Origin of the sequence: Amycolatopsis sp. ATCC 39116, assembly GCF_000231075.2 — a bacterium.
Lineage (GTDB): Bacteria > Actinomycetota > Actinomycetes > Mycobacteriales > Pseudonocardiaceae > Amycolatopsis_E > Amycolatopsis_E tucumanensis.
The window spans coordinates 1-17,668 of the sequence record NZ_AFWY03000070.1; the positions used below are offsets into that span (position 1 = coordinate 1).

Sequence of the window (17,668 nt, forward strand, 5' to 3'; positions counted from 1 at the left end):
AGGAGCGTCGATGTCACCGATCATGGTGTGGCTGAGCAGGCAGTGGCGGCTCATCAGCCCGGGCCGCGGCTCGCTCGCCAGGGCGTGGGACCGCGCGGAGGCGGCCGTGCTGGCCACCGCGGTGCTCGCGGCGCTGGCCGCGGTCCCGGTGGCCGGTGTCGTCGTCTCCGAGGTCCGGGCTGCCGAGACAGCGGTTTCCCGGCAGCAGCAGGCCGAACGGCGCGAGGTGGAGGCGGTGGTGCTGGACGTGACCCCGCCCAGCCCCGACAGCGACGACGGGACCGCCACCGCGGTGTGGCGCCTGCCCGACGGCAGCGACCGCACCGGCACCGTTCCGGTCGGCCGCGGCACCGGGCCCGGTGACCGGGTCCCCGTCTGGGTCGACCCGGCCGGGGAGCCCGCGCCCGCGCCGCTGACCGCGGGCAACGCACTGACCGTGGCGCTCGCCGCGGGGTTCCTGGCGTGGCTCGGCGTCGTGGTGGCGCTGGGGTCGCTCGTCGCACTGGTGCGCGCCGGCCTCGACCGGCTGCGGCTGGCGGCGTGGGAGCGCGAATGGTCCGAGCTCGGCAGCGACAAGACCCGGTGGTGAGGAAACGATGACCGTGCGGCTACAGACCCAGGAAACCCGCGCCCCCGCCCGTGATCGCATGCGGCCGGTCGTGGTCGGCGTGGACGGGTCCGGCTCGGCGCTCGACGCGGTGCGCTGGGGCGCCCGGGACGCCGCCCGGCTGGGCGTGCCGCTGCGCCTGGTCCACGCCTACCCGCGCAGCGACCGGGACTACCCCGCGCTGAGCATGAACGCGGACCAGATCCGCGCGGAACTGCGGGCGTGGGGCGCCGACCGGCTGCGGGCCGCCGAAGCGGTGGCGCAGGAGACCGCGTCCGGGGTGCCGGTGGAGCAGCGGCTGTGCGAGGGCGATCCGCGGGTCGTGCTGCGCCGCGAGTCCGAGCACGCCGCGTCGGTGGTCCTCGGGCACGACGGCTCCGGCGGCCTCAGCAGGCTCGTGTTCGGCTCCTGCGGCCTGGCGCTCACCGTGCACGGTCACCGCCCGGTCGTGGTCGTCCGCGGCCGCGTCACCGACCAGGGTTCGATCGTGGTCGGCGTCGACGGCACCATCACCGCCGCCCGCTACGCGATGAAGATGGCCGCGCTGTACGGCACCTCGGTCACCGCGGTGCGGACCTGGCACGCGGCGCCGGGGGACCCGGCGGACCGGCACGACGCGGAACACCGCGCGCTGGTCGCCCGGATGGCGCCGCTGACCGAGGAGTTCCCCGGGGTGCCGGTGGAGTACCTGGTGCTGCGCGGGCGTCCCGGGCACACCCTGCTCGAGTTCGGGCAGCACGCCCGCCTGCTCGTGGTGGGCACCCACGGCAGCAGCGCGTTCGCGGGGCTGCTGCTCGGCTCGACGAGCCAGTCCCTGGCCTTCCGGGCGCCCTGCCCGGTCGCGGTGGTGCCCGAAGATCCGGAAGACGTGTGAGGAGACGACGTCATGAGCGACATCGAAAACAAGAAGGCGGCACGGGAAGCGCGGCAGAGCGCGGCGTCCCGCACGAGCCAGGCGCATTCGGCGGCGGATCTCGCGGAGGCGTCGATGCGCCGCTACTTCGCCAGCGAGGCCTACCGGCAGCGTCCGCCCGCCCCGGCCGGCTCCCACCTCGTCGCCGACGAGCTGGCCGCCGTGGTCGAGGAACTGCGGCAGGCCTTCCCCGGCGCGGACCCGGCGCGGGTGCGCGCGATCGTCGACGACACCTACCGGGAGCTCGCCGCGTCCGCGACGGTCACCGGCCACCTGATCCCGCTGACCCTGCACCGTGCTCGCGCGACGCTCGAAGCGGAGTGAGGACACGGAGAAGGGCCTCCGGCGCTTGCCGGATTCTTGGGGCTTCCCAACACCTGATGGTTCATGTCGTTGTCAGTAGATCACGCAGGCACTCGGCTGGGGTCTTCCAGCCGAGTGTTTTGCGTGGTCGGCCGTTGAGTTGGTGGGCGACGTGCTCGAGATCGGCGGCGCTGTGCACGGACAGGTCGGTGCCCTTGGGGAAGTACTGGCGTAGCAAGCCGTTGGTGTTCTCGTTCGAGCCCCGTTGCCAGGGCCAGTGCGAATCGCAGAAGTAGACCGGTACTCCGGTGGCCGTCGTGAACTGCTTGTGCGCGGCCATCTCGCAGCCCTGGTCCCAGGTCAGCGAGCCGCGTAGGTGCTCGGGCAGGGTCTGGATCAAGAGACGGCCCCGACATGCCGCGGTCCCAGTCCTTGGCGATGCGTTCGTGGACCCCGACCCGTGCCGCGGCGTCCCGCCGCCGGACCCCGGCCGCCCGAAGCCGGTCGTACTCCGCCCGGCCCGGATGCCCGGCCGTGCCCGTCTTCCCCCGACCCCGCACACCCGCGTTACGAGCCCACCCGTACGCCGTCGCACGATTCACTTCGACCGCCCGGGAAGCACCCGAGATGCTGCCCCTCTCCCGGTCCAGAGCCTCGAAAAACCTCGCCCGCAACCCCCTCAGAAACCACGATCCCCGCAACTCCCTGAAATCCAGGGTGTTGCGGGGATCGCTAGAACCCGAGCTTGCCGGAGGCCCTTTCCGCGCGCGCGGAAACTCAGCGCAGCACGGGTGACCAGGTGTCGCGACGGGGGCCGTCGGCGTGCTCGCGGTCGTGCAGCTTGGCCGCCAGCACGGCGGCCTGGGTGTGGCGTTCCAGGCCGAGCTTGGCCAGCAGCCGCGACACGTAGTTCTTGATCGTCTTCTCCGCGAGGTACATGCGCTGGGCGATGTGCGCGTTGGTCAGTCCCTCGCCGATGAGGTCGAGCAGGGTGCGCTCGCGTTCGGTGAGGCCGGCCAGCGGGCCCTCGTCGCGGGTGTTGTCGCGCAGCTTCGCCATCAGGGTCGCGGCGGCGCGAGTGTCGAGCAGCGAGCGGCCGGAGCCGACCTCGCGCACGGCCGACACGAGGTGCAGTCCGGCGATGTCCTTGATCGCGTAGCCGCCGGCGCCGGCGAGGATGGCGTTGAGCATGGCCTCCTCGTCGGTGTAGGAGGTCAGGATGAGGACGTTGAGTTCGGGCAGCCGGGAGCGCAGCTCGCGGCAGAGTTCGATGCCGTTGCCGTCGGGGAGGCGCACGTCGAGGACGGCGACGTCGGGGCGCAGCGCCGGGATGCGGGCCAGCGCCTGCGCGGCGGTGGACGCCTCACCGACGACCTTCAGCCCGGCATCGGCCTCGAGCAGGTCGCCGACGCCGCGGCGGACGACCTCGTGGTCGTCGACGAGGAACACAGTGATCACGGCAGTCGCCTTCCGGTGGTGGGTACTCCTCGAACGTACGGCCCCGGACCCCGTCCCGGGGGCTGCGGAAGTCACCAGCCCCGGGGCCGAAGGTCACCTGACGGCCGGTGTGGACGAAAGTCCCGGCGAGGCGCTGACCAAAGCCCCTGACCGCGGCGGCGCCGGGCCGGGACGGTGGAGGCGTGACCGCACCGACCTGCTTCTGCGGCCTGCCCGCGCCCGGACTGGGCGAGCCGGGCGTGCACGTGGAGATCGCCGGCCAGATGGATCCCGCCGCGCTCGGCTACGCCCTCGACGAGTTGCGACACCTCGCCTCGCACCACCCCGAGCCGGTGGACAGCGTGCGGCTGACGCTGCGCGCGCCCCGCCGCGCCGACCACGTGCTCGCCGAGGCCACCCTGTCGGCGGGGGACCGCGTCGTCCGCGCGCAGGGGACGGCGGGCGCCCCGCGCGGCGCCATCGACGCGATCCTGCGCCGCCTGCGCGCACCCGCGACGGCCTGACGGCGGCGCAGGGCCGTTGGTCCGGTCCGTTCGGGACCAGATGCCCTCGTCACGGACGTCCCGCCGGGGAGACGGTCCAGGCAGACCGACATCTCCGACGGAGGGGACGATCCGATGAGAACCACCAGGAAGATCACGGCGGTGCTGGCGGCGGCCGCCGCCCTCGCCGTGCCGCTGACCGCATCGGCCGCGGACGCCCCGCCCGCGTCCGCGAACGTGTTCACGCGTGCCTACGACACCACCACCAAGAACGTGACGCTCACCTTCGACGCCGACTGGTGGAGCGCCGGCAACCCCGGCGAGGTCCTGCGCATCCTGCGGGAGAACGGGATCACCGCCGCGTTCGCGCTCACCGGCCGGTACGTCGAGAAGTACCCCGACCAGACCAGGGCGCTGATCTCCGCCGGGCACAAGCTGATCAACCACAGCTACGACCACCCCTACTTCACGCAGGAGACGCAGGCCTCCCGGTGGAGCCAGCTGGACCGCGCCGAGGCCGCCTACAACCGCCTGGGCTTCACCTCGGCGGGCTGGTTCCGCGCGCCCTACCGCGACGGTTACCTGGACGCGGGGGTCAACCGCGACCTGGCCGCCCGCGGGTACTACGTCAACTACGACTGGACCTACGACACCACCGGTTACCAGGGCGCGAGCCTGGACACGATCCTGGCGCGGGTGCGCCAGTACACGGTGCCCGGCGGGACGATCCTGATGCACCTCGGTGACGACTCCACCGACACCGCCGCGCTGCCGTCGATCATCTCGACGCTGCGCGGCATGGGGTACGGCTTCACCGACCCGTACCGGTCGGTGACGAAGGGCCTGATCGGCGCGAAGTACGCCGCTCTGGGCGCCCAGCGGTCGGTACTGGGCGTGCCGCGCACCGGGGAAATGGTGGCCACCACCAGCGGCACCAGCGCGGTGCAGTGGTTCGACATCGGCCGGATCTACTGGCGCAACGACATCGGCACGTTCGAGGTGCACGGCGCGATCGGCGGCAAGTACTTCGGGATGGGGTCGGTGACGTCGTTCCTCGGGTTCCCGCGCACCGACGAGACCACCACGCCAAACCGGATCGGCCGGTTCAACCACTTCCAGGGCGGCTCGATCTACTGGAGCCCGCCGACCGGGCCGCACACCGTCTACGGCGCGATCCGCGACAAGTGGGCGTCACTGGGCTGGGAGACCGGCTTCCTCGGCTACCCAGTGTCCGACGAGGTGGCCGTCACGGGCGGCCGGGCGTCGCAGTTCCAGGGCGGCAACGTGTACTGGTCGGCCGCGACCGCCGCGCACGAGGTGCACGGGTTGATCCTGTCGCGGTACATCGCCGTGGGCGGCACGGGCAGCCGCCTCGGCCTGCCGGTGAGCGACGAGTACGGCATCAGCACCGGCCGGCGCAGCGACTTCCGGGGCGGCTTCATCACCTGGAACGCCACGACCGGAGCGGTGACGGTCACCTACTACTGACCGAAGGGCGCGGCGCGGAGGTCCCCTCGCCAGGTGACTTTGGTCCCTGGCGAAGGGGACCTTCGCCACGCCTCGCCGGTACTTCGAAGGCCTGACCTTCGGACATCGACTCGTTCGGGGAGGGCGGCGATGATCTCGGTGTTCCTGGTCGACGATCACGAAGTGGTCCGGCGCGGCGCCGCCGACCTGCTCGGCAGCGACCCGGACCTCGCGGTCGTGGGTGAGGCCACGACCGCGGCCGAGGCGCTGGCCCGCATCCCGGCGCTGCGCCCCGACGTCGCCGTCCTCGACGTGCGCCTGCCCGACGGCAACGGCATCGAACTGTGCCGCGAGCTGCGCTCCCGGCTGCCCGGGCTCAACGTCCTCATCCTGACCTCCTACACCGACGAGGAGGCCATGCTGGAGGCCATCCTCGCCGGGGCGGGCGGGTACGTCATCAAGGACATCAGGGGCGCGGGCTTGGTCGACGCCGTCCGCGACGTCGGCGCTGGACGTTCGTTGCTGGACACCCGGGCGGCCGCGACCCTGATGAACAGGCTGCGCCGGAACGTCCGGGACGAGGGGCCACTGGCGGGCCTGACCGGCCGGGAGCGCGAGATCCTGGACCTGCTCGGGGAAGGTCTCACCAACGCGCAGATCGGACGGCGCATGTTCCTCGCGGAGAAGACCGTGAAGAACTACGTCTCGCACCTGCTGGCCAAACTCGGACTGCGGCGCCGCGCCCAGGCGGCGGTGCTCGCCACCAGGGTGCGCGAGGGCGGTCGTTAGCCGCCGGGCGCGCCGATCAGGTCGAGCCACCCCGTGAGCCGGGCGGGGTCGGTGTCGCGGAAACCCACGTGGCCGTCGGGCCGGACGGCGATGATCGTCCGGCCCGGTCTGTCCGGTAGGCGGTGGACGGTGGCGCGACCGGACACCTTCGGCAGGCGGGCGTCGCGGTGCAGGAGCACGTGTATGCCGGGCGCGGCGGTGAGCTCGTGCAGCCGGACGTCCCGCCCCGCGCACCGCACGGTCTCGTCGGGCAGGCGGTCGCCCGGCCGCGGGGCGCCGATCCCCTCGGACAGCGGGCTCGACCGGTAGTTCACCCGCAGCTGCGACAACGTCCGGACGAGCGTCGCGACCAGGCGGCGGCGGTTCATCGCCACGGGAATGACCGGCGCGGCCAACGGTGCCAGGGTGCCGCGCAGGAACGCGGGCACCGGACCGGTCCCGGCCTCCGCCCAGAAGACCAGGTGCGTCAGCGCCAGCACCTGCCTCGCCACCGGGCGGCGCTCCTGCTCGTAGGACCCGAGCAGCGCCGGGAGGTCCTCCTCGTGGCGGGCGGCGTAGGCGAGTTTCCACCCCAGGTTGACCGCGTCCTGGATGCCGGTGTTCATGCCCTGCCCGGCGGCCGGCGAGTGCGCGTGGGCCGCGTCGCCGGCCAGGAACACCGGTCCCGCGCGGAATCCGGTGGCGAGCCGGTGCTGCAGGGGGATCCGCGACGACCACGCCACGTTCCGCACCCGCACGTCCAGGCCGGCGCCGGCGAGCAGGTCCCGCGGATCGGCGGCGGCGCCGTGCGGGCGCGTCGCGAGGAGGCGCCACCCGGCGGTTTCGCCGAGCGCGAACAGCATCAGCAGTCCCTCCCGGCCGGCCACGACGTGCGCGACGCCGGGCGTGAGGCCGGTGTCGAGGTCGAGGTCGGCCAGCACCACGTCCTCCCGGTACGGGCCGCCGGGCCAGCCCAGGCCGGCCCGGGCCCGCACCGTGCTCGCCTGACCGTCGCACCCCGCGAGGAACCGGTACCGCTCCTCCCGCGCGCCCGCCGCCGAGCGCAGGGTCGCCGTCACGGAGCCGGGCACTGGCCGGAAATCGGCGAGCTCGGTGCCGCGCTCGACGTGCACGCCGCGCCGGGCCAGCGCGCCGAGGAGGACGTCCTCGACGTCCATCTGACGCAGGAGCGTGAGGTGCGGGAAGGCGGTGTCCGGCAGGTCGAGGGCGTTCAGCCGCACCCGTACCCGGCGGCGGCCCAGGTGGAGCTCGGCTTCGGGGGACCGGTCCCCGCGGTCCAGGAGCGCGCCGGTCACGCCGAGCGGCCGGAGCACCTCCAGGGTACGGGGGTGCACGATCATCGCGCGCGAGGGCCGGAACGCCGCGGGCCGCCGGTCGACGATCCGCACCGCCGCGCCGTGGTCGTGCAGCATCAGCGCGGCCGTGAGCCCGGTGGGCCCGGCGCCGGCGACGAGGACGTCCGCGCTCAGGCGGCCGGGACCGGCCGCCACCAGGACTCCCGCTCGGCCGGGGCGCCCAGCTGCCCGGGGTGGGCGAGCACGTCGTCGCGCCGCTGCCCCGGCAGCACCACGTAGTCGATGGAGCCCGGAACGCTGACCAGCGCGAGCACGCGCCACAGCGACCGGGCGTAGTGCTCCGCCCGTTCCGGACCGTCCCATTCGTACACCCCGCGGTACCGGCCGCGGTCGTCGTGGGCCAGCCACAGCTTGGACGTGAAACCGGGGAACCCCACGAACAGGGGCGTGTTCAGCAGGCTTTCCCAGCGGAACAGCGTGTGGCCGCGGCCGCGCACCCACCGCAGCCGGAAGGTGACGACGAGGACGCACGGGTCCCCGGGCGGACTGTCCACTGTGGTCTCGCGGTACACGACACCGGAACTGCCGTCGGCGAAGGTGAGCCGTTCGCCGACGTGGCGTCGCGGCAGGTGGATTTCGCGGCGGGCGAGCATCCGCGCGGTCTCGACGGCGCAGGCGCCGACGGCCCGCCAGGCGGCCGGCTGGGGCAGTGGTTCGTGGGCGGGCATCGCGTCTCCTTCAGGGCGTTCGCGTCCGGTCCCGGCCTTCGGCCGCGGCGGCCAGGCTGCCCCGGCAGGCGCGGACGAGCTGCCGGGTGACGCGGTTGTCGGGTGTGGTGCGGCAGCGCGGGCAGGTCAGGCGGACGTCGCCGGTGAGCTCGTCCACGAGCACGGTCAGGGCGCAGGCGCAGTCGCGGCACCAGCGGTGCCCGGTGACGACCACGACGTGCTGTGGCGACGCGACGCACTGGTGCAGCCAGCGGCGGTGGGTCCGGCAGGTCGTGCGCTCGAACGGGTCCAGCCCGCGGTCCTCGGCGTGGTCTTCGGCGGTCATCGTGGCCGCGAGCCGCCGGTCGGCCAGGTCGGGGTAGCGGTCGGGTGCGGGCTTTGCGGTGGTGACGGGGCTGGACATCGTCCCGGTCCTTCCTCTCGTCGGGTGCTTCCGCCCAGCCTGCTCGCCGCGGCCCGGCTGCCGACACAGCCGGAGTTCCCGGTTCCCCGTGGCATTTCCGCCCCGATGGCGAGGACTTTCGTCAGGCCCCGTGACGACGGTGGGCCCTGCCGGTGAGCCCTGCCGGGTTCCAGGCTCGGGACGTGACCGCCGGAGTGGAGGCAGCGATGAGATTCACCGACCGGAGCGATGCCGGACGAGCGCTGGCGGAGCGGCTGATGGCCTTGCGCGGGGAAGACGTCGTGGTGCTGGGGTTGCCGAGGGGTGGGGTGCCGGTCGCGTTCGAGGTCGCGCGGGCGCTGCGCGCGCCCCTCGACGTCGTCGTGGTCCGCAAGCTCGGCGTGCCCTGCCGGCCGGAGCTCGCGATGGGCGCCATCGGCGAGGAGGGGGTGCGCGTGGTCAACGGCGAGATCGTGCGTCGGGCCGGGGTGAGCGCCGGGGAGCTGGCCGCGGTCGAGCGGGCCGAGCGCGCCGAGTTGCGGCGCCGGGTGGAGGCGTTCCGCGCCGGGCGAGGCCGGATCGACCTGGCGGGCCGGACGGCGCTCATCGTCGACGACGGGGTGGCGACCGGTGCCACGGCCCGCGCCGCGTGCCAGGTCGCGTGGGCGCTCGGCGCGGCGCGTGTGGTGCTGGCCGTGCCGGCGGGGGAGCCGGGCGCGATCGCCGCTCTCCGCCGCGACGCCGACGAGGTCGTGTGCCTGGCGGCGCCGGCCGGGTTCACCGCGGTGGGCCAGTGGTACCACCGGTTCGGGCAGGTGTCCGACGGTGAGGTGGCCGGCCTGCTCGGGCGTTTTCCGGACCACCCCGCGAGCGGCGTCAGCTCACCGGCAGGGAGTCCGGGGCGACCGTGACCGCCACGGCGAGCCCGGCCGCCACCAGCAGGACCACCACGGCGAACGCCCGCCGGACCAGCTTCGCCGGCAGGCGGCGCGTCAGCCGCCCGCCCGCGACCGCGGCGATCGCGGCCGTCACTGCGAACACGGCGGTGACGCCCCAGTCGACGGGAGCTCCGGCGTGGGCCACCAGCCCGGCCGCCGAGTTGATCACGATGACGACCAGCGAGGTCGCGACCGCCGCGGCCGCGTCCAGGCCGAGCAGCAGGGTCAGCGCGGGGACGATGAGGAACCCGCCGCCGACCCCGAACAACCCGGTCAGCAGGCCGACGACGGCGCCGGTGCCGACGGCGGAGGGCAGGCAGGTGCGCCAGTTGACGCCCCCGCTCGTGGTGCGGCACGCGCCGCCGGCGCCCGCGCGCTCCCGCAGCATGCGCACGGCGACGACCGCCATCAGCATGGCGAACCCGAGCATCAGCAGCCGCGGCGACAGCGACCGGCCCAGTGCGGCGCCCCCGAAGGCGGCGGGGACGCCGGCCGCGCCGAAGACCAGCGCGACCCGCCACCGCACCACGCCGGCCCGCAACCGGGGCGCCACCGCGGCCGCGGAGGACAGCCCGACCACGATCAGCGCGGTGGGGACGGCGGCGGCGATAGGCTGCCCGGCGAGGTAGACCAGGGCGGGCACCGCGAGGATCGACCCGCCCGCACCGAGCGCGCCCAGCGCCACCCCGATGAGCAGCCCGGCCAGCGCGACGACGGCGAGCACAGGTCATCCCGCCATCGGCATGGCGGCGGTTGCGCGATAGCCGCTGGCGCGGTGCACCCACACCGGGCCTGGAGCGAGTTCGGGCAGCGCGACGGTGGCGAGCACGGGTCAGGCCGCCATGGGCACGCCGGCGTCGGCGGCACCCGTGAAGACGTCGTCGATGAGGACCACGCTCCGCCCGGCCCTGGCGAGCAGCGAGGCCGCGGCAGTGGCGCGGTAGCCGCTGGCGCAGTGCACCCACACCGGCCCGGCGGGGATTTCGCCGATCCGGTGGGGGAGTTCGGGCAGCGGGATGTGGACAGCGCCGCGCACGTGGCCGTCCCGCCACTCGTGTGGCAGGCGGACGTCCAGCACCACCGCGGGCGGCGGGTAGGCGCCGGCGTGACCGTGCCGGAGCGCGGCGGCCAGGTCGGCGAACGTCGCCGCGGGCAGGCTCGCCAGCAAGCCGGACCGGCCGCCCGCCCACTCCTCGGGTCCGCCATTGGCCGCGGCGGCTGGCCGGTCGATGCCGATGCGGGCCAGTTCCCGCTGAGCCTGCGCGACGTCCTCCGGGGTCTCGCCGAGCAGCGTGATCGGCGCGCCCCAGTCGATGAGCCAGCCCAGCCACGTCGCCATCGGCCCGTCGAGGCCGAGGCTCACCGTGCCGGCCAGATGCGAGTGCACGAACGCCTTGCGGGAGCGCAGGTCCACCACCCATTCGCCGTCGTCGATCCGCCGCCGCAGTTCGTCCGGTCCGGCGGTGCGGGCCGGGGTGAGGTCGATGGGATCGGGTCCGGCGGCGTTGCGGGGCCCCATGTGGGCGTAGTAGGCCGGGTAGACGTCCAGGCCGGCCAGGGTCTGCTCGACGAACTCACCCTCGGCCAGGGTGAGCGCCGGGTTGTGCCGGCGTTCGCGGCCGATCGTGGAGGCCTCGCCGTCGGCCTGCCCGGCCGAGCAGAAGCTGCCGAACCCGTGGGTGGGCCACACGGCCGCGCCGTCGGGCAGCAGGTCGGCGAGGCGGCGGGCGGACGAGTGCTGGTGGCGGGCCAGTTCGTGCGTGTGGTCCTGGCCGAGCAGGTCGGTGCGGCCGGTGGTGCCCAGCAACAGGGACCCGCCGGTGAACACGCCCGCCGGCCCGTCCGGCCCGTCGAGGACGTAGGACAGGTGGTGGAAGGTGTGGCCGGGGGTGGCGACCGGCCGGATGCGCATCCGTCCGGACACTTCGATCACGTCCCCCTCGCGCACGGCAACGCGCTCGAAGGGCACGTCGTCGGCCGCGGAGACCCCGTAGCGCGCCCCGGTGAGCCGGGCCAGGTGCAGCCCGCCGGAGACGTAGTCGTTGTGCACGTGGGTTTCCAGCACCCACGCGACGCGGACTCCGAGCCGGCCCGCCAGTGCGGCGATCCGGTCGATGTCGCGTTGCGGATCGACCACCACCGCGAGTTCTCCGTCGTGGGCGAGGTAGCTGCGGTCGCCCAGCGACGACGTCTCGATCACCCGTACATCCAGCATGGCCTTTCTCCTTCGGTTCGGCCTGGTTGGTACCCCCGGGGGTATATGTCGGAGACATCGCGGCGCCGCGGAAACGGCGCCGGGGGGTCAGGCCAGGGCCAGGAACAGCTTTTCCAGCTCGGCTTCGGTCATCGGGGGTTCCTCCCCGCGGTCGCGTGCGGCCTGGCAGTGCCGCATCCCGCTGGCGACGATCTTGAACCCGGCGCGGTCCAGCGCGCGGGACACCGCGGCCAGCTGGGTGAGCACCTCCTGGCAGTCCCCGCCGTTCTCCATCATGCTGATCACCGCGGCCAGCTGTCCCCGCGCGCGGCGCAGCCGCACCAGCGCGTCGCCGGTCAGTTCGGGTCCCATCTCCATCAGGCCACCGCCTTCCGCGCGCTCATCGCCCGAGCAGGCGCCGCAACGCCCCGCCCGGCTTCTCCGGCTTGGGCTCGCACCGGCAGCGCTGCCCGGCTGGCACATCGGCGAGCACTTCTTCCACGTGCTGGCCGCACCCGGCGTAGGTGGCCTTGCCGCACCGCGAACACGTCACACGACGACACATCGGTGGACCTCCTCGGTTCCGTTGGCATCCACGGTACCCCGGGGGGTATGAAGATCGCCAATGGGAGGTCTCGTGGACCGGAGGTGTGACGGGTGCGCGCTGTGGCGGGAAAGTCCACACTGGACCTGGTCGGGTGCGGGGGCGGAACGAGCCGCGCCCCGCACCCGCGCGGGGCGTGCACCGGGAGGGGGGCCCGTGCACGCGGGTGCGCGTCGTGACACGCGATCACCGCGCGGCTGATACTAGGCGAGGTAGTAGGAACAGGCAACCGTCCTCGTCGCCGGCGCCCCGGCCGGCCGGTTATCGTGGACGCTCCCGGTGGCGGAGCGGAGGTGGGGATGTTCGGTCTCGGCGACCTGGAGTCCGCGGTCATGGACGTGCTGTGGCGCGCCGCGGAGCCGGTCAAGGTCCGCGAGGTCCTGGACCGCCTCAGCACCCCGCGGCAGCTGGCCTACACGACCGTGATGACCGTGCTCGACAACCTCCACCGCAAGGGCTGGGCCGAGCGCGCGCTCGACGGCAAGGCCTACCGCTACCGGCCCGCGCTCAGCAGGGAAGAGGCCGCCGCCCGCGCGCTGCGGACCATCCTGGACTCCTCCGGCGACCCCGAGGCGGTGCTGCTGCACTTCGCGCGGTCGGTGTCCGAGGAGGAGGGCGACGTCCTGCGCAAGGGCCTGCGCCGGAAGGCCCGGAAGCGGTGATCGTCGCCCTGTGCCTGCTCGCCGGCGCGGTGTCGGCGGGCTGGTGGATGCCGCGGTGGCTGCGTGCGTGTGACCTGCGGCGCCGTGATCCGGTGCTGCTGATCCTGTGCTGGGTGCTGTCCGCGGCCGGTGTGGCGCTCGCCGCCGTCGCGGGCGTGGTGCTGCTGCTCCTGCCGTCCCACGGCTCGTTCGGCCCGCTGCTCGCCGCGATCACCGGTTGCTGGGACGCCCTGCAGCACGGCTCGCCGCCGGAGGTCGAACAGGCCGGCGGCGCGCTGGGTCTCGCCCTGCTCGGGGCAGCCGCGTGCCGCCTGCTCGTCGTCGGCGCCCGCGGTATCCGGCGCCGCGCCCGGCTCCGGCGGGAGCACCTGGCCGCGTTGCGGCTCGCGGGGCGCGCGGACGGTGAGGCCACGGTGTGGCTGGCGCACGACCGGCCGCTGGCGTTCAGCCTCGGCGGACGGCGGGGCGTCGTCGTCGCCACCGAAGGGCTGCGCCGCCACCTCGACCGTGACGCCGTGGCCGCCGTGCTGGTGCACGAGCGGGCGCACCTGGCGGGGCGGCACCACCAGCTGGTCGCCCTCGCCGACGCGCTCCGCACGGCCCTGCCGTTCCTGCCGTTGTTCCGCGAAGCGCCCGGCGCGCTGCGGGAGCTGGTGGAGCTCGCCGCCGACGTCACCGCCACCCGCCGGTGCGGGCCGCGCGCGGTGCGCTCGGCGCTGGTGGGGGTGTCCGGTTGCGGGGCGCCGGTGATCGCGTTGGCCATGGCGCGGGACGCGGTGGACGTGCGGCTCGCGCGTCTGGACTGGGGCGGTGTGCCGTCCGGGGGAGTGCGCCGCCTGGCTGTCCGTGGGGCGGCCGGCGTCATCGCGGCGCTGCTGCCGTTGGTCGTGGGCGCGGCCCTGACGATCTCCGCCGCCCTGACGGCGTGCCTGCTCGGGCTGGTCTGAGTTCTCGCCGGGGTGGCGCTGACGAGATGCGCCGCAGCGAAGGACCGCGGCCGGCGCCCGCCGGCCGCGGTCTCCGTCCCGGTCAGCCGACCGCGACCGGTTCCTCCGCCGCCCGCCGCGCGATGCCCTCGCCCGCGTGGGTGGTGGTGCCGCGGAAACCGCGCAGCCGCAGGCTGTTGCTGACCACGAAGACCGAGCTGAACGCCATCGCGGCGCCGGCGATCATCGGGTTGAGCAGGCCGGCGGCGGCCAGCGGCAGGGCCGCCACGTTGTAGGCGAAGGCCCAGAACAGGTTGCCCTTGATCGTGCGCAGGGTCCGCCGGGACAATCGGATCGCGTCGGCCGCCACCCGCAGGTCGCCGCGCACCAGGGTCAGGTCGCTCGCCTCGATCGCGACGTCGGTGCCGGTGCCCATCGCCAGTCCGAGGTCGGCCTGGGCGAGCGCGGCGGCGTCGTTGACCCCGTCGCCGACCATCGCCACGACCTTGCCCTCGTCCTGCAGCCGCTTGACCACGTCGACCTTGTCGGCTGGCAGGACCTCGGCGATCACCGTGTCGATCCCGACCTCCGCGGCGACCGCCTCGGCCGCGGCCCGGTTGTCGCCGGTGAGCAGGATCGGGGTGAGCCCGAGCCCGCGCAGCTGCCGGATCGCCTCGGCGGAGGTGGGTTTGACGGTGTCGGCGACCACCAGCACCGCCCTCGCCCGCCCGTCCCAGCCGACCGCGACCGCCGTGCCGCCGCGCTGCTCGGCCGCGGCCTTGGCCTCGGCGAGGCCGGGGGAGAGGTGCTGGCTCCAGTCGGCCAGTAGCGCGGTGCGGCCGACGAGCACGGCCTTGCCGTCGACGACTCCTTGCACGCCAAGGCCTTCGACGTTGGTGAAGCCTTCGACGGCGGGCAGCTCGCCGACCCGTTCCCGGGCCCCGGCGGCGATCGCCTGCGCGATGGGGTGCTCGGAAGCGTTCTCCAGCGCGCCCGCCAGCCGCAGCACCTCGTCGGCGTCCACACCGTCGGCGACGTGCACGCCGGTCAGCGCCATCTTGCCGGTGGTGACCGTGCCGGTCTTGTCCAGCACGATCGTGTCGACGCGGCGGGTGGACTCCAGCACCTCCGGGCCCTTGATCAGGATGCCCAGCTGGGCGCCCCGCCCGGTGCCGACCAGCAGCGCGGTCGGCGTGGCCAGGCCCAGCGCGCACGGGCAGGCGATGATCAGCACCGCCACCGCGGCGGTGAACGCCGCGGACACCGTGCCGCCCGCGCCGAGCCAGAACGCCAGGGTGCCTGCCGCGAGTGCGATGACGATCGGCACGAACACCGCCGAGACCCGGTCGGCCAGCCGTTGCACGGCCGCCTTGCCGGTCTGCGCTTCCTCGACCAGTTTCGCCATCTGCGCCAGCTGCGTGTCCGCGCCGACCCGCGTCGCCCGCACGACCAGCCTGCCGCCGGAGTTCACGGTCGCGCCGGTGACCGCGTCGCCCGGCCCGACCTCGACCGGCACGGACTCGCCGGTGAGCATGCTCGCGTCGACCGCGGAGCTGCCGTCTTCGACCACGCCGTCGGTGGCGATCTTCTCGCCGGGCCGGACCACGAAGCGGTCGCCCACGGCCAGCTGCTCGACCGGAATCCGCTCCTCCCGGCCGCCGCGCAGCACCGCCACCTCCTTGGCGCCGAGTTCGAGCAACGCCCGCAACGCGGCCCCGGCCCGCCGCTTCGAGCGGGCCTCGAAGTAGCGGCCGGCGAGGATGAACGTGGTCACCCCGGCCGCGACCTCGAGGTAGATGTTGCCGTCCCCGCTGATCCGCTGGATGGTCAGCTCGAACGGGTGCGTCATGCCGGGCACGCCGGCGCTGCCGAACAGCAGCGCGTAGAGCGACCAGGCGAACGCCGCGAGCGTGCCCATCGAGATCAGCGTGTCCATCGTGGCCGCGCCGTGGCGCAGGTTCGCCCACGCGGCGCGGTGGAACGGCCACGCGCCCCAGACGATCACCGGTGCGGCGAGCGTGAGGGAGATCCACTGCCAGTAGGTGAACTGCAGCGCCGGGACCATCGCCAGCACGACCACCGGCACCGACAGCGCCAGCGAGCCGATCAGCCGCTGCCGCAGCGGCCGCGACGGGTCCTCCTCGGCGGTGTCCGGCTCCGCGGGTTCCGGCCGCGGCAGGGTCGCCGTGTAGCCCGCCGCCTCGACCTGCTCGACCAGGGTGGCCGGGTCGAGGCCGGCGGGGAAACTGACCTTCGCCTTCTCGGTGGCGTAGTTGACGGTCGCGGTGACGCCGTCGAGCTTGTTGAGCTTGCGTTCGATCCGCATCGCGCACGAGGCGCAGGTCATGCCGCCGATCGCCAGTTCGACGTCTTGGGCGGCCTGCGGGCGGTTCTGCACATCCGAAGTCATCGTGGTTCTCCTCGATCAGCCGTGGCTGTGGCCGTGGCCGTCGCCGGTGGCGGGCGGTGCGGGCGGTGCGGTGGGCGCGCTGCCCGCGGTCGGCACGGTGAACTCGGCCGTGCGGACCTGGCCCGCGTGCTGGAAGTCGAGGAAGAGCCGGTAGGTGCCGGCGGACGGGACTTCGGCGTGGAAGGTGACGCCCGGCCCCGGCTTCGTCGTCCCGTCGCCCGGGCTGCCGTCCGGGTGGACGTGCAGGTAGGCGAGGTCGCCTTCGCGCAGCGCCACCAGGTGCCCGTAGGCGCCGAGGTAGGGCTGCAGGTCGGTGACGTCGTGGCCGTCCTTGGTGACGGTGGCCGTCACCTTCGACGTGCGTCCCGGGGTCAGTTCGCCGTCGAGCCGGACCTCGTAGCCGTCCACCCGCGCCACGCGTGTCGCCGGGTGGTGGGCCGGCTGGAAGTCGCCCGCCGCCGCCAGGTCGACGCCCAGGGTGGTGGCCTGGCCGCCGGTGGGCTTGAAGTCGGCGAAGGCGCGGTAGCTGCCGGCGTCGGCGACGGCCAGCGGCACGGTCCAGGTGCCGTCACCGGCCATCTCCGGGTGGATGTGCTGGAACCCGGCGGTGTCGCGGCGCACCACGATGAGGTGCATGCGCTTTTCGTGCTCGACGTCGAACGCGGTGACCGCGTTGCCGTCCGGTCCGGTGATCCGGAAGGAGAACTCCTCGGTGGTCCCGGTGGTGAGCGTCGTGCGGGTGGGCGTGAGGGTGTAACCGCCCCTGGACGACGCCAGCCCCGCGGGCTGGTCGGGTTGCGTGGTCTCCGCGACAGTGCCGCTGTGGCTGTCCCCGTGCGCGGCGTCCTCGGCGCCACGCGTGCCAGCTTCGCTGGTGACGGGACCGACAGCGGTGCCGATCGCCCAGCCGCCTCCGGCGACCAGGGCGAGCGCCGCACCGTAGGCGGAGAGCTTCCCTGCAGTGTTCATGACATTCCTGTCCTCGGGCTGCCGCTACGCGGTCAGCTGGTAACCGGCTTCTTCGACGGCGGCGCGGACCGCGTCGGTGGTGAGCTCGTGCTCGCTGGTGACGGTGACCCGTCCGGTGGGCAGGTCGACGGCCACGTCGGTGACGCCGTCGATCTCCCGGACCTCCTCGGTCACCGAGCGCACGCAGTGCTCGCAGGTCATGCCGGTCACGGTGTAGGTCTGCTCGCTCATGGCTCTCCTTCTTCCGGTCGTCAGGAACGGACCAGCCGGGCGATGGCTTCGCTGGCCTCGCGCACCTTCGCGTCGGCCGTGTCGCCGCCGACGGCGATCGCTTCGGCCACGCAGTGCTTGAGGTGCTCGTCCATCAGGCCCAGCGACACCGACTGGAGGGCCTTCGTCGCCGCGGCGATCTGGGTGAGCACGTCGATGCAGTACTCGTCGTTCTCGACCATCCGCTGCAGGCCCCGGATCTGCCCTTCGATCCGGCGCAGCCGGGTGAGGTAGCCGTCCTTGTCGCTGGTGTAGCCCCGCATCGTTCCTT

20 protein-coding genes and 1 pseudogene are annotated in these 17,668 nt (G+C 74.0%); 9 read left to right on the forward strand and 12 right to left on the reverse strand.

Annotated elements, in window-relative coordinates; all coding sequences use genetic code 11:
• The 3 genes from AMY39116_RS0338185 to AMY39116_RS0338195 all read left to right on the forward strand — a co-directional run.
• Window positions 1–589: hypothetical protein (locus tag AMY39116_RS0338185; protein WP_020422858.1), on the forward strand; the 589-nt coding region annotated here is incomplete at its 5' end.
• Between the two features lie 7 nt (window positions 590–596).
• A complete protein-coding gene (locus AMY39116_RS0338190; RefSeq protein ID WP_235716307.1) occupies window positions 597–1,481 on the forward strand; it encodes a universal stress protein in 885 nt (294 codons plus the stop codon).
• Between the two features lie 12 nt (window positions 1,482–1,493).
• Window positions 1,494–1,844, forward strand: a complete 351-nt coding sequence (locus tag AMY39116_RS0338195) for a three-helix bundle dimerization domain-containing protein (RefSeq protein ID WP_020422860.1) — start codon at window positions 1,494–1,496, stop codon at window positions 1,842–1,844.
• A gap of 61 nt (window positions 1,845–1,905) precedes the next feature.
• Here the strand turns inward: AMY39116_RS0338195 and AMY39116_RS47220 are convergent.
• Window positions 1,906–2,220, reverse strand: a pseudogene (locus AMY39116_RS47220) (IS30 family transposase); the annotation flags it as partial.
• 380 nt (window positions 2,221–2,600) lie between these two features.
• Window positions 2,601–3,281, reverse strand: a complete 681-nt coding sequence (locus AMY39116_RS0338205) for a response regulator transcription factor (RefSeq protein ID WP_020422862.1) — start codon at window positions 3,279–3,281, stop codon at window positions 2,601–2,603.
• A gap of 182 nt (window positions 3,282–3,463) precedes the next feature.
• On the opposite strand from AMY39116_RS0338205, the gene AMY39116_RS0338210 reads away from it, so the two are divergent.
• The 3 genes from AMY39116_RS0338210 to AMY39116_RS0338220 all read left to right on the forward strand — a co-directional run bounded on the left by AMY39116_RS0338210 (window position 3,464) and on the right by AMY39116_RS0338220 (window position 6,019).
• On the forward strand, window positions 3,464–3,784 hold the full coding sequence (locus AMY39116_RS0338210; RefSeq protein WP_020422863.1) for a hypothetical protein: 321 nt from the start codon (window positions 3,464–3,466) through the stop codon (window positions 3,782–3,784).
• A gap of 114 nt (window positions 3,785–3,898) precedes the next feature.
• Window positions 3,899–5,251, forward strand: a complete 1,353-nt coding sequence (locus AMY39116_RS44930; protein WP_020422864.1) for a polysaccharide deacetylase family protein — start codon at window positions 3,899–3,901, stop codon at window positions 5,249–5,251.
• A gap of 129 nt (window positions 5,252–5,380) precedes the next feature.
• Window positions 5,381–6,019: a response regulator transcription factor gene (locus AMY39116_RS0338220; RefSeq protein WP_020422865.1), complete on the forward strand. Its 639-nt coding sequence runs from the start codon at window positions 5,381–5,383 to the stop codon at window positions 6,017–6,019.
• Here AMY39116_RS0338220 and AMY39116_RS0338225 read toward each other — a convergent pair.
• The 3 genes from AMY39116_RS0338225 to AMY39116_RS0338235 are packed head-to-tail and all read right to left on the reverse strand — an operon-like array spanning window position 6,016 to window position 8,445.
• Window positions 6,016–7,509: an FAD-dependent monooxygenase gene (locus tag AMY39116_RS0338225; protein ID WP_020422866.1), complete on the reverse strand. Its 1,494-nt coding sequence runs from the start codon at window positions 7,507–7,509 to the stop codon at window positions 6,016–6,018. The two genes, AMY39116_RS0338220 and AMY39116_RS0338225, sit on opposite strands and share 4 nt — an antisense overlap.
• A complete protein-coding gene (locus tag AMY39116_RS47225) occupies window positions 7,485–8,042 on the reverse strand; it encodes a hypothetical protein (protein WP_020422867.1) in 558 nt (185 codons plus the stop codon). The genes AMY39116_RS0338225 and AMY39116_RS47225 overlap by 25 nt, the downstream gene beginning before the upstream one ends.
• Before the next feature lie 10 nt (window positions 8,043–8,052).
• Window positions 8,053–8,445, reverse strand: coding sequence for a hypothetical protein (locus AMY39116_RS0338235; protein ID WP_020422868.1), 393 nt, complete (start codon window positions 8,443–8,445; stop codon window positions 8,053–8,055).
• A 206-nt stretch (window positions 8,446–8,651) separates the two neighbouring features.
• Between AMY39116_RS0338235 and AMY39116_RS44265 the strand changes: the two genes are divergently transcribed.
• Window positions 8,652–9,335, forward strand: coding sequence for a phosphoribosyltransferase (locus AMY39116_RS44265; RefSeq protein ID WP_020422869.1), 684 nt, complete (start codon window positions 8,652–8,654; stop codon window positions 9,333–9,335).
• On the opposite strand, the gene AMY39116_RS0338245 is transcribed toward AMY39116_RS44265, so the two are convergent.
• The 3 genes from AMY39116_RS0338245 to AMY39116_RS0338255 form a co-directional block, all read right to left on the reverse strand.
• Window positions 9,301–10,086 (reverse strand): sulfite exporter TauE/SafE family protein, encoded by a 786-nt coding sequence (locus AMY39116_RS0338245; RefSeq protein ID WP_020422870.1) that lies wholly within the window; start codon window positions 10,084–10,086, stop codon window positions 9,301–9,303. The genes AMY39116_RS44265 and AMY39116_RS0338245 overlap by 35 nt on opposite strands.
• Before the next feature lie 108 nt (window positions 10,087–10,194).
• Window positions 10,195–11,577, reverse strand: a complete 1,383-nt coding sequence (locus AMY39116_RS0338250; RefSeq protein WP_020422871.1) for an MBL fold metallo-hydrolase — start codon at window positions 11,575–11,577, stop codon at window positions 10,195–10,197.
• 87 nt (window positions 11,578–11,664) lie between these two features.
• On the reverse strand, window positions 11,665–11,934 hold the full coding sequence (locus tag AMY39116_RS0338255; protein ID WP_017982580.1) for a metal-sensitive transcriptional regulator: 270 nt from the start codon (window positions 11,932–11,934) through the stop codon (window positions 11,665–11,667).
• A 525-nt stretch (window positions 11,935–12,459) separates the two neighbouring features.
• Between AMY39116_RS0338255 and AMY39116_RS0338260 the strand changes: the two genes are divergently transcribed.
• Complete coding sequence (locus AMY39116_RS0338260; RefSeq protein WP_020422872.1) at window positions 12,460–12,822, forward strand: BlaI/MecI/CopY family transcriptional regulator; 363 nt, start codon at window positions 12,460–12,462, stop codon at window positions 12,820–12,822.
• Window positions 12,819–13,769, forward strand: a complete 951-nt coding sequence (locus tag AMY39116_RS0338265) for a M56 family metallopeptidase (protein WP_020422873.1) — start codon at window positions 12,819–12,821, stop codon at window positions 13,767–13,769. The genes AMY39116_RS0338260 and AMY39116_RS0338265 overlap by 4 nt, the downstream gene beginning before the upstream one ends.
• Window positions 13,770–13,851: 82 nt before the next feature.
• Here the strand turns inward: AMY39116_RS0338265 and AMY39116_RS0338270 are convergent, their stop codons facing one another.
• From AMY39116_RS0338270 to AMY39116_RS0338285, 4 genes are read right to left on the reverse strand one after another with little or no spacing between them, the layout of a single operon-like run.
• Complete coding sequence (locus tag AMY39116_RS0338270; RefSeq protein ID WP_020422874.1) at window positions 13,852–16,158, reverse strand: cation-translocating P-type ATPase; 2,307 nt, start codon at window positions 16,156–16,158, stop codon at window positions 13,852–13,854.
• 15 nt (window positions 16,159–16,173) lie between these two features.
• Window positions 16,174–17,127 carry a hypothetical protein gene (locus AMY39116_RS0338275; RefSeq protein ID WP_020422875.1) on the reverse strand — a complete coding sequence of 318 codons (954 nt, stop codon included), beginning with the start codon at window positions 17,125–17,127 and terminating at the stop codon, window positions 16,174–16,176.
• Between the two features lie 24 nt (window positions 17,128–17,151).
• Window positions 17,152–17,358, reverse strand: a complete 207-nt coding sequence (locus tag AMY39116_RS0338280) for a heavy-metal-associated domain-containing protein (protein ID WP_020422876.1) — start codon at window positions 17,356–17,358, stop codon at window positions 17,152–17,154.
• Between the two features lie 20 nt (window positions 17,359–17,378).
• Window positions 17,379–17,660, reverse strand: coding sequence for a metal-sensitive transcriptional regulator (locus tag AMY39116_RS0338285; protein ID WP_020422877.1), 282 nt, complete (start codon window positions 17,658–17,660; stop codon window positions 17,379–17,381).
• Window positions 17,661–17,668 lie beyond the last annotated feature (8 nt).

Excerpts from the sequence above, each read along its gene's own strand:
- AMY39116_RS0338190 (WP_235716307.1), top strand. The coding sequence starts at position 597 with ATGACCGTGCGGCTACAGACCCAGGAAACCCGCGCCCCCGCCCGTGAT.
- AMY39116_RS0338195 (WP_020422860.1), top strand. The coding sequence starts at position 1,494 with ATGAGCGACATCGAAAACAAGAAGGCGGCACGGGAAGCGCGGCAGAGC.
- AMY39116_RS44930 (WP_020422864.1), top strand. The coding sequence starts at position 3,899 with ATGAGAACCACCAGGAAGATCACGGCGGTGCTGGCGGCGGCCGCCGCC.
- AMY39116_RS0338220 (WP_020422865.1), top strand. The coding sequence starts at position 5,381 with ATGATCTCGGTGTTCCTGGTCGACGATCACGAAGTGGTCCGGCGCGGC.
- AMY39116_RS47225 (WP_020422867.1), bottom strand. The coding sequence starts at position 8,042 with ATGCCCGCCCACGAACCACTGCCCCAGCCGGCCGCCTGGCGGGCCGTC.
- AMY39116_RS0338235 (WP_020422868.1), bottom strand. The coding sequence starts at position 8,445 with ATGTCCAGCCCCGTCACCACCGCAAAGCCCGCACCCGACCGCTACCCC.
- AMY39116_RS44265 (WP_020422869.1), top strand. The coding sequence starts at position 8,652 with ATGAGATTCACCGACCGGAGCGATGCCGGACGAGCGCTGGCGGAGCGG.
- AMY39116_RS0338250 (WP_020422871.1), bottom strand. The coding sequence starts at position 11,577 with ATGCTGGATGTACGGGTGATCGAGACGTCGTCGCTGGGCGACCGCAGC.
- AMY39116_RS0338255 (WP_017982580.1), bottom strand. The coding sequence starts at position 11,934 with ATGGAGATGGGACCCGAACTGACCGGCGACGCGCTGGTGCGGCTGCGC.
- AMY39116_RS0338260 (WP_020422872.1), top strand. The coding sequence starts at position 12,460 with ATGTTCGGTCTCGGCGACCTGGAGTCCGCGGTCATGGACGTGCTGTGG.
- AMY39116_RS0338270 (WP_020422874.1), bottom strand. The coding sequence starts at position 16,158 with ATGACTTCGGATGTGCAGAACCGCCCGCAGGCCGCCCAAGACGTCGAA.
- AMY39116_RS0338275 (WP_020422875.1), bottom strand. The coding sequence starts at position 17,127 with ATGAACACTGCAGGGAAGCTCTCCGCCTACGGTGCGGCGCTCGCCCTG.
- AMY39116_RS0338280 (WP_020422876.1), bottom strand. The coding sequence starts at position 17,358 with ATGAGCGAGCAGACCTACACCGTGACCGGCATGACCTGCGAGCACTGC.
- AMY39116_RS0338285 (WP_020422877.1), bottom strand. The coding sequence starts at position 17,660 with ATGCGGGGCTACACCAGCGACAAGGACGGCTACCTCACCCGGCTGCGC.